Source organism: Pantoea sp. SGAir0430 (assembly GCF_043549295.1).
In genome coordinates this window covers 1,025,641-1,039,861 of record NZ_CP039427.1, presented here as the reverse complement: position 1 = coordinate 1,039,861, position 14,221 = coordinate 1,025,641, and the positions used below count along the sequence as shown (strand labels likewise).

The 14,221-nt window shown below is 57.8% G+C and carries 13 protein-coding genes; 8 read left to right on the top strand and 5 right to left on the bottom strand.

Annotated features, from left to right (window positions below):
- Nucleotide 1: 1 nt before the first annotated feature.
- On the bottom strand, nt 2–1,558 hold the full coding sequence (locus E7738_RS04990; protein ID WP_394516163.1) for an FGGY-family carbohydrate kinase: 1,557 nt from the start codon (nt 1,556–1,558) through the stop codon (nt 2–4).
- Between the two features lie 432 nt (nt 1,559–1,990).
- Here E7738_RS04990 and E7738_RS04985 point away from each other — a divergent pair, with 432 nt between their 5' ends.
- From E7738_RS04985 to E7738_RS04965, 5 genes are all read left to right on the top strand, one after another.
- Entirely contained in the window at nt 1,991–2,644 is a 654-nt protein-coding gene (locus E7738_RS04985) for a DUF2291 domain-containing protein (RefSeq protein WP_021506049.1), read from the top strand.
- The gene (locus E7738_RS04980; RefSeq protein WP_394516162.1) at nt 2,641–4,179 is read left to right on the top strand and encodes a sugar ABC transporter ATP-binding protein; all 1,539 of its coding nucleotides are present in this window, start codon (nt 2,641–2,643) and stop codon (nt 4,177–4,179) included. Before E7738_RS04985 ends, E7738_RS04980 begins: the two co-directional genes overlap by 4 nt.
- A 22-nt stretch (nt 4,180–4,201) precedes the next feature.
- The gene (locus tag E7738_RS04975) at nt 4,202–5,257 is read left to right on the top strand and encodes an ABC transporter permease (protein ID WP_021506047.1); all 1,056 of its coding nucleotides are present in this window, start codon (nt 4,202–4,204) and stop codon (nt 5,255–5,257) included.
- A gap of 74 nt (nt 5,258–5,331) precedes the next feature.
- Complete coding sequence (locus E7738_RS04970) at nt 5,332–6,279, top strand: D-ribose ABC transporter substrate-binding protein (RefSeq protein WP_021506046.1); 948 nt, start codon at nt 5,332–5,334, stop codon at nt 6,277–6,279.
- A gap of 128 nt (nt 6,280–6,407) precedes the next feature.
- Nucleotides 6,408–7,271, top strand: a complete 864-nt coding sequence (locus E7738_RS04965; protein WP_021506045.1) for a DeoR/GlpR family DNA-binding transcription regulator — start codon at nt 6,408–6,410, stop codon at nt 7,269–7,271.
- Nucleotides 7,272–7,286: 15 nt separating this feature from the next.
- Here the strand turns inward: E7738_RS04965 and E7738_RS04960 are convergent, their stop codons facing one another.
- Together E7738_RS04960 and rihB are read right to left on the bottom strand one after the other, a co-directional pair.
- The gene (locus E7738_RS04960) at nt 7,287–8,537 is read right to left on the bottom strand and encodes a NupC/NupG family nucleoside CNT transporter (protein WP_058774759.1); all 1,251 of its coding nucleotides are present in this window, start codon (nt 8,535–8,537) and stop codon (nt 7,287–7,289) included.
- Nucleotides 8,538–8,620: 83 nt separating this feature from the next.
- The gene (gene rihB / locus E7738_RS04955) at nt 8,621–9,553 is read right to left on the bottom strand and encodes a ribosylpyrimidine nucleosidase (RefSeq protein WP_222950939.1); all 933 of its coding nucleotides are present in this window, start codon (nt 9,551–9,553) and stop codon (nt 8,621–8,623) included.
- 136 nt (nt 9,554–9,689) lie between these two features.
- Between rihB and yeiL the strand changes: the two genes are divergently transcribed.
- Nucleotides 9,690–10,382 carry a transcriptional regulator YeiL gene (gene yeiL, locus E7738_RS04950; RefSeq protein ID WP_058780660.1) on the top strand — a complete coding sequence of 231 codons (693 nt, stop codon included), beginning with the start codon at nt 9,690–9,692 and terminating at the stop codon, nt 10,380–10,382.
- A gap of 2 nt (nt 10,383–10,384) precedes the next feature.
- On the opposite strand, the gene E7738_RS04945 is transcribed toward yeiL, so the two are convergent.
- Entirely contained in the window at nt 10,385–11,119 is a 735-nt protein-coding gene (locus tag E7738_RS04945) for an SDR family oxidoreductase (RefSeq protein WP_394516161.1), read from the bottom strand.
- 109 nt (nt 11,120–11,228) lie between these two features.
- Here E7738_RS04945 and E7738_RS04940 point away from each other — a divergent pair, with 109 nt between their 5' ends.
- A complete protein-coding gene (locus tag E7738_RS04940) occupies nt 11,229–12,062 on the top strand; it encodes a LysR family transcriptional regulator (protein ID WP_058780566.1) in 834 nt (277 codons plus the stop codon).
- A gap of 40 nt (nt 12,063–12,102) precedes the next feature.
- On the opposite strand, the gene E7738_RS04935 is transcribed toward E7738_RS04940, so the two are convergent.
- Nucleotides 12,103–12,858, bottom strand: coding sequence for an SDR family oxidoreductase (locus E7738_RS04935; protein WP_394516160.1), 756 nt, complete (start codon nt 12,856–12,858; stop codon nt 12,103–12,105).
- A 322-nt stretch (nt 12,859–13,180) separates the two neighbouring features.
- Between E7738_RS04935 and E7738_RS04930 the strand changes: the two genes are divergently transcribed.
- Nucleotides 13,181–13,624: an NUDIX hydrolase gene (locus tag E7738_RS04930; RefSeq protein WP_152391002.1), complete on the top strand. Its 444-nt coding sequence runs from the start codon at nt 13,181–13,183 to the stop codon at nt 13,622–13,624.
- The last annotated feature ends 597 nt before the right edge of the window (nt 13,625–14,221 follow it).

Sequence of the window (14,221 nt, the reverse complement as noted above, 5' to 3'; positions counted from 1 at the left end):
GTTACTCCTTAAAACTGTTTAATGCCTGCCAGGCGGCAGGAAGATCGCGGCGGATCTGCTGATACTGGGGGAACAGCTGCTGGTAGCGCTGCATCAGCGCAGGCGACGGTGCTTCGGCGTCGTCCAGCAGCGGACGCACCCAGCGTTCAACGCAGTGCGCCATGTCCGGATACGCGCCAATCGCCACCGCCGCCATCATGGCCGCACCCGCTGCGCCGGCTTCCTCGCGCTGGCTGATGCGCACCGGCGCGCCGATGCAGGCAGCAAGGATTTGTCTGAGCGGCTGCGATCGCACCGCACCGCCGGTAAGGCGAATTTCTCCCGGCAGCGTAGCGCCCATCGCCTGATAACAGTCGCGAGCTGCCATGCCGATGCCTTCAATCACGCCGCGCACCAGGTCGCCAAAGTTGTGCTGGTAGTTGAGGCCGGTGAAACTGGCGCGCGCGTCGGCGTTGACGAACGGTCCGCGTTCACCGGCCAGCGAAATGTAAGGATGGAACAGCAGGGTGCCCGGCTGCGCGTCGTTGAGCCAGCGATCGATCTGCTGCACCAGCCGCGCATGATCGGTTTCACAGCCAAAGCTGCTCAGCAGATCGCTGGCCACGTTCAGCAGCCAGTCGAGATTGAGCGTGGAGGCCATGTTGGTTTGTACCTGAGTGACATAACCTGGCCACGGCAGCGGGATCACGTAGCCGGTTTGCGCCGGGTTGAGCCATACCTCGTCAATGGTGACGCTGCGCAGATGCACGCCGGTTGAGCCGACAATCGAACAGGCGGTATTGGCTTCACCGGTGTGCACCCCGGCACCGAGCGCGGTCATCGCCATATCGACATAGCCGAGACACACCGGCGTGCCAGCCAGCAGGCCGGTTTGCCGGGCGGCGTCAGCGGTGAGGCCATGGGTGATTTGCGTGCCGTCGATAATCTCCGGCAGCAGGTGGCGCCGATGGTTAAGCCCCAGCGCGTCGATTACCGTGTCGTCGTAGCGCTGGTGGCGATAGTTGCCAAAGGTAAAGCTGGCTTCAGACGGATCGGTGGCGCGCACGCCGGTCAGATTGAGATAGAGCCAGTCCTTGCAGTGCAGCGCCACTTCGGCGCGCGCCAGCAGTTCGGGATAGTGCTGGTCCATGTGCGCCAGCTGCGCACCCTGCTGGCAGGTGTTAAGACCGGTGCCGGTGGCCTGAAAGCGTGCGGCGGCCAGCGGGTGTTGGTTAAGTTTTTCCACCGTGGCGGCGGCGCGGGCATCCAGCCAGATCCACGCATCGTCCACCGGCTGATTATCAGCACCGACCAGCCAGCTGCCATCGCCCTGGGCGGTCACCGCCACGGCCACCACGCGCGCCGCCAGATTCTCCACCCGATCGCCGAGCTTGTGAATCGCACTGACCGCATCCTGCCAGGTTTGCGTCATTGACTGCTGGGCGGCACCGCCTGCGCTGCGGTAATAGCGATTGCGCGCCGACGCGCACGCCAGCTGGTTACCTTCCAGATCAAACGCCACCGCTTTAACCACCGAGGTGCCGGAATCCAGACCCAGAATGATATCGCCACTCTCCACATACACCTCCGTTCGCTGCTCCCGGTGCGGGAACCCCTGTTTGGTTTATCCGCAGCCTTGTTAATGAGCTGTGATGATTTTGCTAAATACTGTCTTACACCACTTCTCATGGAGATAACATATCTGATGTATTATTTTTCTCAAAAAAGAATAAATTTCACTCCGGATGGCGAGTCCGATCACAAAATCAGTGGAGGTTGCGGATGCGCCCGAACACTGTGAAAGGTTTTTAATGATTGTATTAAAGGGGTTTTTAAACGGATTTGGGGTGATTGCAGGCAAATAAGCGATCCAGATCGCGCTGTGCGAAAAATTGCGCGCCACCTGTTGACAATTTAGTCACAACAGCACAATTCTCATCACACAAGTTATCACATTTATAACATTGCACGACGATGTATATTGTCGCTGTTCACCCTGAGAGGTCACGTTATGTCCGAGGTCTCAATCTTAACGCAGCAGCTGGCACGCAAACGTCGGCGGCGCTACACGCTCAGCGGCGTGGTGATCGTGGCGCTGGTGGCTGCCATGGCGCTGGATACCAAAGTGGTGCGCATCGGTTCGGCGGACGACGCGCGTCAGCAGGGCTTCTCCGCAGACAGCTACGGGCAGAAAACCTTTCCCGGCATCCAGCAGGATGTCGAAGCGCGCGCGGTGGATGCCGCCACGCTGGCGGCCGCACTGAACAGCGATCGGCAGCAGGCGGTGGCCAGATACGGTGTCGGCTCGCCGCTGCCGGTGCTGCCGGTCAAACTGCAGGGCGTGGTGCAGCCGGGGCAGATGGGTGTATTCCCGTTACAGGTCGCCGGTCTGCCAGCGGGCACGCAGCTGCGGTTGCAAACCGGCCCGGCGATCACCGGCACCGATCTGCGTGATGCCAGCGGCAAAATTCAGTTTGGTGATTTTACTAATCAGATCGAATACCAGAACGCCGGGGCGGCGATTAACCGCGCCATGAAAGCGGCGGTGCTGGAGAAACTGGACCGCGACGCGCTGCCGGGCAAAACCGTGCAGGTGGTTGGCGTGTTCCGTCTGCTCAGCCCGACCAACTGGCTGATTACGCCGGTGCGCGTGGAGGTGCAATGAAACCGTTCAATGTCAACCCGGCGCTGCTGAAAGGAGAAGTGATTCTGCAGGCGCGCAACGTCAGCAAAGTGTATGGCTCCACCCATGCGCTGAAAGGCGTCAATTTTGAAATCCGCCGCGGCGAAGTCACCACGCTGTTTGGTGAAAACGGCGCCGGTAAATCGACGCTGATGAAAATTCTTTCTGGCGTGATTACGCCAACGTCCGGGGAAATTCTGTTAAACGGCGAAGCAAAGGTGTTCCGTTCGGCCACCGAGGCGCGCGACTGTGGTATCTCGATTATTCATCAGGAGCTGAATCTCGCGCCCAACATGAACGTGCGCGACAACATTTTTATGGGGCGCGAAATCATGCGGCCCGGCGGGGTGGATTACGCCGAAGAGGCGCGGCTGACCCGCCATCTGATGGCAGCGCTGGAGGAGGAGATTGATCCGCTGACGCCGGTGGAGAACCTGCGTCTCGGGCAGCAGCAGATTGTGGAAATCGCCCGCGCGCTGTCGGTGAATTCACAAATCCTGATCATGGATGAACCGACCTCGGCGCTTAGCGCAGCGGAAGTGGCGGTGCTGTTCCAGGTCATCCGCGATCTGACCAATCAGGGCGTGGCGATTGTGTATATCTCACACCATCTGGAGGAAGCACTGGAGATCACCGATCGCGCTGTGGTGCTGCGTGACGGCGTGATGACCGCTTATGCCCGGCGCGACGAGATCGACCTCGAATGGATCGTGCGCAACATGGTGGGAGAGCACTTCGACCTCGGTTCACCGCCCGGCGGCTATGCCTTCGGCGGTGACGCGCTGACGGTGCAGGCGTTAACCGTGAAAAGCAAAACCGGCATCCGGCTGGTGGATCAGCTGTCGCTGACGGTGCAGGCCGGTGAGATTGTCTGCATTTATGGCCTGATGGGCGCGGGGCGCACCGAGCTGCTGGAGTGTCTCGCCGGACGGCTGAAGCAGAGTAGCGGGCACATCCTGCTGCAGGATACCGAGATCTCCGCGCTGTCGCTGTCGCAGCGCATCAAAATGGGGCTGGCGCTGGTGCCGGAGGATCGCCAGCGCGACGGGCTGGTGCAGACCATGACGGTGGGCGAAAACCTGTCGCTGGCCAGCATCAGCGAGTTTGTGCGCGGACTGGTGCTGTCAACGCGACGGGAGAAACAGCTGATTAGTGACAGCATTCGTAACGTGACGGTCAAGACTGCCGGCGGTGAGGCGGCTATCGGTTCCCTGTCCGGCGGCAATCAGCAAAAGGTGGTGATCGGCAAAATGCTCGCCACCCGACCCAAAGTGATTCTGCTGGATGAACCGAGCCGCGGCATCGATATCGGTGCCAAAGCCGAAGTGTTTCGTCTGCTGGCGGAGAACGCCAGCAAAGGGCTGGCGGTGGTTTACACCACCTCAGAAGTGGGCGAGTGCCTGAGTATCGCGCACCGCATCGTGGTGATGAGCAAAGGGCGCATCTCGGCCATCTTCGACGCCAGCGTGAGCAAAGAACGCATTATGGCCGCTTCGGGCGAGTCTCTGGTGGCATGACATGAAAAACGGAGCAAACGGTATGACTGACAGAACCCAAACGCTGGATAGCGCACCGCGGGTGGCGAAACCGGCCAGCAGCAAGCGCCTCAATCTGGCGCGGCTGCTGCTGGAAGGGCGTGCATTTATTGCGCTGCTGGTGATTATCGCCACTTTCTCCCTGCTATCGCCCAACTACTTTACCGGCGCGAACTTCCTCACCATGGCGTCGCATGTGGCCATCTTCGGTTTGCCGGCGATCGGCATGCTGCTGGTGATCCTCAACGGCGGGATTGATTTGTCAGTCGGCTCGACGCTGGGACTGGCTGGCGTGATGGCCGGCTTTATGATGCAGGGCATCAACCTTGAAGCGCTGGGCGTGGTGCTCTATCTGCCGGTGTGGGCGGTGGCAATTCTGACGCTGGTGCTGGGTGCGCTGGTGGGACTGGTCAACGGCGTGCTGATTGCGATTTTTCGCGTACCGGCGTTTGTCGCCACGCTCGGCACCATGTATGTGGCGCGCGGTATCGCGCTGCTGATCACCAACGGTCTGACCTACAACAAACTATCCGGCAGCGAAGCGCTGGGCAATACCGGTTTCGACTGGCTCGGTTTTAACCGCCTGTTCAACATCCCGGTCGGCGTGCTGGTGCTCGGCGCAGTGGCGCTGGCCTGCGGTTTCCTGTTGAGTCGCTCGGCGTTTGGCCGCTGGCTTTATGCCTCGGGCGGTAACGAGCGCGCCGCCGATCTTTCCGGCGTGCCGGTGAAACGCATCAAAATCAGCGTCTACGTGCTGTCGGGTATCTGTGCGGCGATGGCCGGGCTGGTGCTCTCTTCGCAGCTGACCTCCGCCGGTCCGACCGCGGGCACCACCTACGAGCTGACCGCCATTGCAGCGGTAGTGATTGGCGGTGCGGCGCTGACCGGAGGACGCGGTAACGTGCGCGGCACGCTGCTGGGCGCGTTCGTGATTGGCTTTCTCTCTGATGGCTTGGTGATTATCGGCGTTTCTGCCTACTGGCAGACGGTGTTCACTGGCGCCGTGATTGTGCTGGCGGTATTGCTCAACACCCTGCAATACGGCCGGCGCGGTCGCTAACCCTGTGCGCGCTGGCCGGCTGGCGCGCGAGTAACCGTAAAACAAACCTGTACCCTAATAATAACGGAGCACCTATGTTCAATAAACGTCTGTTTATCGCCGCCGCCGCGATGGCCATCTCCACCTTTGCCTTACCCAGCTGGGCCAACAACGGCCTGATGACCATCATCGTCAACGATCCCTCCAACCCTTACTGGCTGACTGAGGGCCAGGTCGCGCAGAAGGCGGCGGAGAAGCTGGGCTACAGTGCCAAAGTCAGCGCGCACAAAGGGGATACCAACACCGAAAGCCAGCTGATTGATACGGCGATCACCAATAAATCGAAGGCGATCATTCTCGATCCGGCTAACGCCGACGGCTCGATTGGCTCGGTAAAGAAAGCCATCGCCGCCAATATTCCGGTGTTCGTGATCAATGCCGAACTGAACCAGAGCGGGCTGGCTAAAGCGCAGCTGGTGTCGAATAACGCACAGGGCGCGGCAGTAGGCGCGATGGAGTGGGTGAAGCAGGTGGGTGACAGCGCCAGCTATGTCGAGCTGGTGGGACCGCCGTCGGATAACAACGCCGCCACGCGCGCCAACGGTTTCGATACCGTGCTGTCTCAGTACCCGACGCTTAAGAAAGTCGGCCAGGAAGTGGCGAACTGGGATCGCACCCAGGGCTTCAATAAAATGCAGTCGCTGCTGCAGGCTAATCCGAACATCAAAGGGGTGATCAGCGGTAACGATGAGATGGCGCTGGGTGCTATCGCCGCCCTGAAGGAAGCCGGCAAACTCAGCCAGGTCAAAGTGGGCGGGTTTGACGGTTCACCGGATGCGGTCGACGCGGTTAAAGCCGGTACGCTGGCCTATACCGTGATGCAGCCGGTGGCACAGTTTGCGCAGAAGGCGGTAGAGCAGGCGGACACCTTCCTCAAAACCGGCAAAACCGGTGTAGCACAGGAGAAGCAGCTGTTTGACTGTATCCTGATCACCAAAGACAACGCCGGTGATTTCGTTTCGCCGTTTGTCCTGAAGCAGTAAGTCAGATTACCGATGGCGGCGTTCTGGCCGTCATCGGTTGCCTGCTGCGCGCCTGATTTGCAAAAGAAACGTTTACGCGCTGTAATCAAAGCCGAAACTGCATTTCCGCTTCACTTTCCGGACGAAACATGGCGCATAACCCGCAAGAGACCTCCGCTGGTCACTTCCTGAATGAAACCTTACCGGGCGACAGCCGTCAGGCGCGTCAGCTGGCACGACGCCAGCTCATAGCCGAAGCCGTGATGGCCGAAGGCGCGGTGCGTATCGAAGATATTACTGAGCGCTTCGGGATCAGCCTGATGACCGCCCATCGCGATATTGATGAGATGGTTGAGCGTGGGCTGCTGCATAAATCACGCGGCGTGGTCTCTGCCACACCAACCAGCCTGGTGGAATCCAGCGATCTCTACCGTGCCACGCGCCAGCTGGAAGAGAAACAGGCGATTGCCGAAGTGGCCGCTGGCTACCTTGAACCCGGCCAGGCGCTGTTTCTTGATGATTCTACTACCGTGCTGCAGATGGCGCGGCTGCTGCCGGCCAAAGCGCCGCTCACGGTAATCACCAACTCGCTGACGTTAATGAATGAATTACGTAACGGTCGCGATATCACCCTGATGGGGCTCGGCGGCCAGTTTCATCACTGGTGTAACGCCTTTATGGGACGCATGACGCGAGACGAAATCGCCAGCCTGCGCGCCGATGTGTTTTTTGTCAGCATGTCGGCGATTATTGATGATGCGGTGTTTCATCAGTCGGCCGAGACGGTGGAGACTAAGCGCGCGATGTTCGAGGCGGCGCAGAAGCGCATCCTGATGATGGATAACACCAAGTTTGAGCGGCGCGCGCTGCATCGCTTTGCCCACCTGAGCGAGTTTGATGTGGTGATCGTCAATCAGGGCACGCCGGTGCCGGTGCTACGTCGCCTGCAGGAGCTGGGGGTGAATGTGGTGGTGGCACCGATGAAAACCGGGCAGGGACGCACAGAGGCGTAATGCCCGGTTTGCGCCTTAGCCAAGGCCGATGAAGAAGCCGGCGATGGTGGCGCTCATCAGATTGGAGAGCGTTGCGGCGATCAGCGCGCGCAGGCCCAGCCGCGCGATTTCCGGGGTGCGCTCTGGTGCGACGGCAGAAAAGGCGCCGACCACCACGCCAATCGAACCAAAGTTAGCAAAGCCGCACAGGGCGAACGAGACGATGGCGATGGTTTTGCCGTCGAGCGCGCCCGTCTGATGCAGATAAGGTGAAAAGCTGATGTAGGCAACAAACTCGTTCACCACCAGTTTCTGACCTATCAGACTGCCCGCCAGCGCCGCATCGTGCCACGCCACGCCCATCAGCCACGCCAGCGGGGCCAGCGCGAAGCCGAGTATTCCCTGCAGGCTGATGTCGCCGTGACCAAACCAGCCGCCGATGCCGCCAAGTATGCCGTTGAGCATCGCGATGATACCGACAAACGCCATCACCACCGTCGCCAGACCGGCGGCTATTTTCATCCCGGTAATCGCTCCGCTGGCGGCGGCTTCAATCAGGCTGCGTGCCGGCGTGTCGCTAAACGACAGGTTGGTAAAAGTCACCTGCGATGCTTCCGTTGCCGGACTGAGCAGCCGGGCGAACAGAATGCCGCCAGGAATGGCCATCAGCGAGGCGGCCAGCAGATATTCAATCGGTACCCCCAGCCCGGCATAGCCGAGCATAGTGGAACCGGCTATTGAAGCCATGCCGCTGCAGATGGCGGTGAACAGTTCGTTGCGATTGAGACGGTTGACGAAGGGTTTGACGATGGCCGGGATCTCATTCTGCCCGAGGAAAATGGTGGTGACCGCCACGAAGGATTCGATCTTACTGATGTTGAGCGCGCGCTGAAAGATGCCGCCCAGCAGCCGAATGATGGCGCCCATCACGCCAATATAGTAGAGCACGCTAACCAGCGCGGTGATAAAGATGATGGCCGGCAGAACGTGAAAAGCGAATACAAAGCCGGCGCCGTTAAACACCTTGTCCATTTGCGGTCCGGCCAGCGCGCCAAACAGAAACGCGCTGCCCGCATCACTGTAAGCCAGCGCCTGATGCACGCCGCTGGCGACTTTTTCCGCCAGCCATTTGCCCGGCGGCAAATAGAGGATCGCGCCGCCGAGGGCAATCTGAATCAGTAACGCGGCACCGGTGGTGCGCAGACTGATGTGCTTTTTATTTACTGACAGCAGAAACGCGATCGCCAGTAATACCACCATACCCAGAACACTTCTCATTATATCCATCATGATATTTCCTGATGTCAGCCTGGTGAGGTTGCATAGCGGTATGGGCGACCACTTTCTGCCCATATTGTGGGGTTAAATGATTAGCGGTACCTGCGCACGCAGTCTTCGACTAAATCCCAGAACCATGCGGTATCCAGCGTGATGCCCACTTTGGTGTTTGCCGGTTTCCCCAGCACGCCCAGCGCATCACACACCGTGCGGCCATAGCAGGGACCGCTGTTGACATCGATTTCGACAAACATCGGCTGAACGTTGAAGGCATCCGGATTGATTAGATAGGCGACACAGGTGGCGTCATGCACCGGGCCGCCCGCCAGACCGTAATTATCGTGCTGGGTTTTCAGCGTAAAATTCATCATGTCGCTGAACAGCTTTCCGGCCGGGCCGCCGGCCTTTTCCATGCGGGTAATGATGTCCGGCGTGCACACCGTCTGGTGCGTTAAGTCGAGCCCCATCATCACCAGCGGGGCGCCGGCGGTAAATACCACGCGCGCGGCTTCCGGGTCGGCAAAAATATTAAACTCCGCCGACGGGGTAAAATTACCGGTGCCGTAAGCGCCGCCCATCAGCACAATTTCACGGATTTTAGGAATGATTTTCGGCTGCATGCGCATCGCTACTGCAATATTAGTGAGCGGGCCGACCGGCACCAGCGTGATATCCCCGTCGCTGTTCATCAGCGTATCGATAATAAAGTTCACCGCGTGCTTTGTTTCCGCTTTACGCTTCAGCGGGCCGAACACCGGGCCGTCAAGACCGGTTTCGCCGTGAATATTATCGGCGACGATCTGCTGGCGCATAATCGGCTGCGGCATGCCGGCATAAACTGGCGTGTCGATATTCAGCGTCTGGCAAACGTTCAGGCCATTAACCAGCGTTTTGTCCAGAATTTGATTGCCCGCCACGATACTGATGCCGAGTAATTCAATCGCCGGATGTTTTGCGGCCAGCATGATGGCGATGGCATCATCATGACCGGGATCACAGTCCAGAATAATTTTACGTGCTGTCATGGTTTACTCCTCAGCTTCTTTATTTATCACCTTAATTTCATTGCAGAAATTTTCCGGTGCGGTAGGGTAGAGGCCTTCACCTTAGCAGCGGCGTGACACGCCAGAGTATGAGAAATCTCATAGTGGACATCGAATGATGAAAGAAATAAATAATGACGCGCTGAAGCAGCAGTTAATAATGGCGTCCGGCTATTGCGATAAATTTTCAGCCGATGTGATCCCGCACACACATTTATTTCATATTCTTGCCGGGGACTATATTGTGCGCGAGGGGACTCTGCCGGCGTATATGTTTTATCTGGCGCGCGGTCGCACCAAACTGTATGTCACACTGGCCAATGGCCGTATTTCGCTGGTGGATTTCTTTAATGCGCCCTGTTTTATTGGCGAGATTGAAGTGCTGGATGAAACGCATGCTTCACGCGCGGTGCAGGCGATTGAAGCCTGCTGGTGCCTGGCGCTGCCGGTGAAAACCTGCCGCACGCTATTGTTAAATGATGCGCAGTTCCTGCGCCACGCCTGTCTCGGTTTAGTGAAAAAGAATTTCCGCAATATTGTCACCTCAACGCGCAATCAGGCGTTTCCGCTGGTTAACCGGCTGGCGGCCTTTATCCTGCTGACCCAGCATGATGGTGTGTATAAAGAGAAGCATACGCAGGTGGCGGAGTACCTTGGCGTGACCTATCGCCACCTGCTGTATGTGTTTGCGCAGTTCAGCGCAGAAGGGGTGCTGCGTAAGCAGCAGGGGGGTTATGCGATCGGTAACCGCGCGGCGCTGACGGCCTTAGCCGAAGAGATGGAGCCCGGCGCAGCGCTGCCGGGTCACTGAGTTTATGCGCCCTGGCGGGTGGCCGCCAGCACGATCTCCCGCACGCAGACCGACTGCGGCTGCGAATAGGCGTAATCGATGGCGCTGGCCACGTCGTCTGCACTGAGCACCTTGCCGCCCATTTCAGCTTTCCAAGCGTGATAACCGTCCTTAATTGCTTCGCTGGTGGTGTGACTCAACAGCTCGGTTTCAACTGCGCCCGGCGCGATAACGATCACGCGTACATTGTGCGGCGACAGCTCTTCGCGCAAATTCTCTGACATGCCATGTACAGCGAATTTAGTGCCAACATACACTACGTGATTAGGAAACGTCTTCCGTCCGGCCACTGAGCTGATATTAATGATCGTGCCCCTTTTGCGGTCAATCATGCCTGCGGTGACCGCCTGCACGCCATTGAGCAGGCCTTTCACGTTGACGTCGAACATCTTATCCCATTCGCCGGCATCCTGTTGTTCAATCGCGCCGAGCAGCATCACGCCTGCATTGTTAATCAGCGCATCGACCGGGCCAAACTGCTGCTCAGCATCCTGCACTGCGGCGGTAAATGCGTGGCGATCGGTCACATCAACCGCGCGGCACAAGGCGTTGGGCAGGTTCAGTGCCGTCATACGATCGATACGGCGAGCCAGCAGCAGCAGGGCATGTCCACGCGCCGAAAGCAGTTTCGCCGTGGCAAGACCGATACCGGAACTGGCGCCGGTGATAACGATTAAGGGTTTAACATTCTGGGTCATAATGACTTCCTCATAGATAAAATTAATGGCGGAGCTGAGGCGTGCACTTTAAATCGCGCAGCAATTAGTGAAAAATGGTTTATTTCTTTCGCCGATATAATGATTTTCTATGGATAAGCGACAACTAAAAGCATTTATCTGCGTGTTTGAGGAGCGCAACATCACGCGCGCCGCACAGTTACTCAATCTGACGCAGCCCGCGCTCTCGGCCACGATCAAACTGCTGGAAGAGGAGCTGGCCACCACGCTTTTTATCCGCAGACCGCGTGGCGTGGAGGTCACGGAGGACGCTCGCGTCCTTTATCCGCAGGCGCGCAAGATGCTTAGCGATATGCAGGCGCTGGTCACACGCTTTCGGCAGCCGTCGGATTGCCTGCCGCTGAAGATTGGTGTCGAAGGGGATGTCGCGCCCGCCCAGCTGGCGCAACTGCTGACGGCCATCCGGCAACATTTTCCCACGGTGCTGCTTAGCGTCGAGCCCGGCTGCGTGGGCGATATCCGGCTGGCGTGTGAAAGCCTGCGCTGCGAAGACGAGCTGTTTATGCCGCTGTTTGAAGAGCACTACGTGCTGGCGTATCCCGCCAGTCATGCGCTAAATCAGCTGGAAACGCTGACCCATGACCAGTTACATCCGCTGCCGTGGGTGATGGTGCCGACTGATGAGTCACATCAGCGGCTGCTGCCTTTTTACGGTACGGGTGCGGCCGCGGCCAACGCCGGCAGCTACGCGCTGGCGCTGGATCTGGCGGAAGCCGGCTTTGGCGTCACCATTGCGCCGGCGCCGCTGGTTGCCGCGCGGCATCGCCTGGCCTGGCGCGCTTTACCCGGTCAGCCGCTGATGCGACGTGTCGGCATTTGCTATGCGGTTCAGGCGCAGGCCAATCCAGCGGTAGAACGGGTGCTGGCGCACTTCAGCCACGGCGCGCCTTTGCGTACATCATGATAGATCCGGTGCGCTGCCGGGCGCACCGGATCAAAGTGGATTAGCGCGGGTTCATCATGTCAAACATGGCGTCAAAATTGCCGTCGCGTTCGGCCCAGCGCCGCGCGTGGTCGCGCTCCAGCAGCAGTTCGCCGCGCGCAACCGGACCATTTTCCAGCATCTGCAGAATCTGCGCGATATAGTCGTCCAGCGGCATGGCGCGGGGATCGCTGAGCTGTTGATTACCGGTCAGCGCCGTCTGTAAATACGGCGGCAGCATTTCCAGCACCTCGACCGGGGTATTACGCAGCTGATGACGCAGCGAAACCAGCCAGGAATGCAGAAAGGCTTTGCTGGCGCAGTAGGTGGGAAAACTGGCCAGCGGCAGGAAGGCCAGCGCGGAACTGGTTGCCATCAACGTGGCCTGCGGCTGACGGCGCAGCAGCGGTAAAAAAGCGGCGGTGACGCGAATCACACCGAGGATGTTGGTCATCACGATTTGCTCAGCAATATCACTGGTCCATTCGTCCGCCGTCACCGTTTCCGGCTGCGAGATACCGGCGTTGGCGATCAGCACGTTGATATGCGGAAACTGCGCGTGAATCGCCGCGGAACAGCGGGCGAGGGCGGTGGTGTCATTAACGTCCAGAGCAAAGCCGGTAATGGCCGGGCGCTGGGCGGTGATCTCATCGAGCAGCGCCTGACGTCTGCCGGTGATAATGACGCGGTTACCGCGATCGTGGAAAACCTCGGCCAGGCGGCGGCCAATACCGCTGGTTGCGCCGGTGATGAGCAGGGTGTTGTTGGTCAGTTTCATAATGTGCCTTGTCAGTCAGAGAATGAAAGGCCACGTGCGGTGATGCACTGCTAGCGATCCCGATAAACAGGATGCGTAGAAAGCGTGAACGATGCCGTGGCGCTGTTCCGGTTTTCCTCTGCGCAGAGGCCCATTCCGGTTCAGGGCGCGTTGGATGACGGTAACGCCTACGGCAAGTCAGAAGTGAGATGCGCGTTTACTATATAGCGAGCCGGGGAGGGATGTCTATCCTGTCGTCCTGTTCCTGCAGACTGTGACGTTTCGTTTTCTGACCATGATCAGTTATGCTGATTTGTATTAAAAATCATAAAGGAATTATAAAGTGCGCACCCGCGATTCGGCTCGTTTGCTTATTATAAATCCTCTTAATCAGGTTTTATTATTCTGGTTTAAGCATAAAAATAATGCCCTGTCAGGCAGAGAATACTGGGCCACACCCGGCGGAGGCGTTGAACCGGGAGAGACTTTTGAACAGGCAGCTATCAGAGAGCTCAGAGAAGAAACAGGCTTTTATGTCGATGATGTGGGTCAGCCGCTAACTGAGCGCATTTTTGAAATGACGCTTCCCAGCGGTGAGGTGGTTTTGGCAAATGAACGATTTTATTTAATTAAAGTTGGAGATGAAGATATCCGTACCAGTGGTTGGACTGAAAATGAAAAGTTAGTCATTGATAGTTATCACTGGTGGGATCTTACTGAGCTGCGAAACACTCGCGACGTCGTTTATCCAACAAATATTGCTGATCTCTGCGCATTGCCAGATTAATCACGCGACGTGTCATAGCGTTGAGCGTGTGAATCTATCATTGCCGCTTTCAAATGGAATCTTATTGCAGATGATAAGAGTATGTTCAGTAGAGCAGACACAAGCTCAGGAAAGCAAAGTTTGAAGCATGAACTCACGGCAATGCTTGCAGAATTTATACAGGTATTTCAGGATTTTCAGCAGGTAGGACTAAAGCGGCCTGGTTAGCTTTGCCCCTGTGATCAAATGGCGCATAATGTATATTATGTTAAATAAGATATCTGATCACGTATCTCAATCCTTCAGTTTCGCCCTTCACGCCTCTTACCAGGCCTACAACGCATTCCACCTATCCCACCGGTCTGTTTGATGGACACCACGGCGTTATCCTGGTGCGCATCAATGCGCACCCTACAACAGACTGCCCGGTTAGCTTCAGCTATCTCTTCGCTCATCCACAATGACAACGAATCACGCGACACCATGGCGATATCCTGGTGCGCATCAATGCGCACCCTACAACTGAATACCCGGTTAGCTTCGCCCGGTGGCTTTCCATGTCTTTAGCTCATCCAGCATGACAACGCTACGCGAAAACTTCCCGGTTATCCCTCAGCG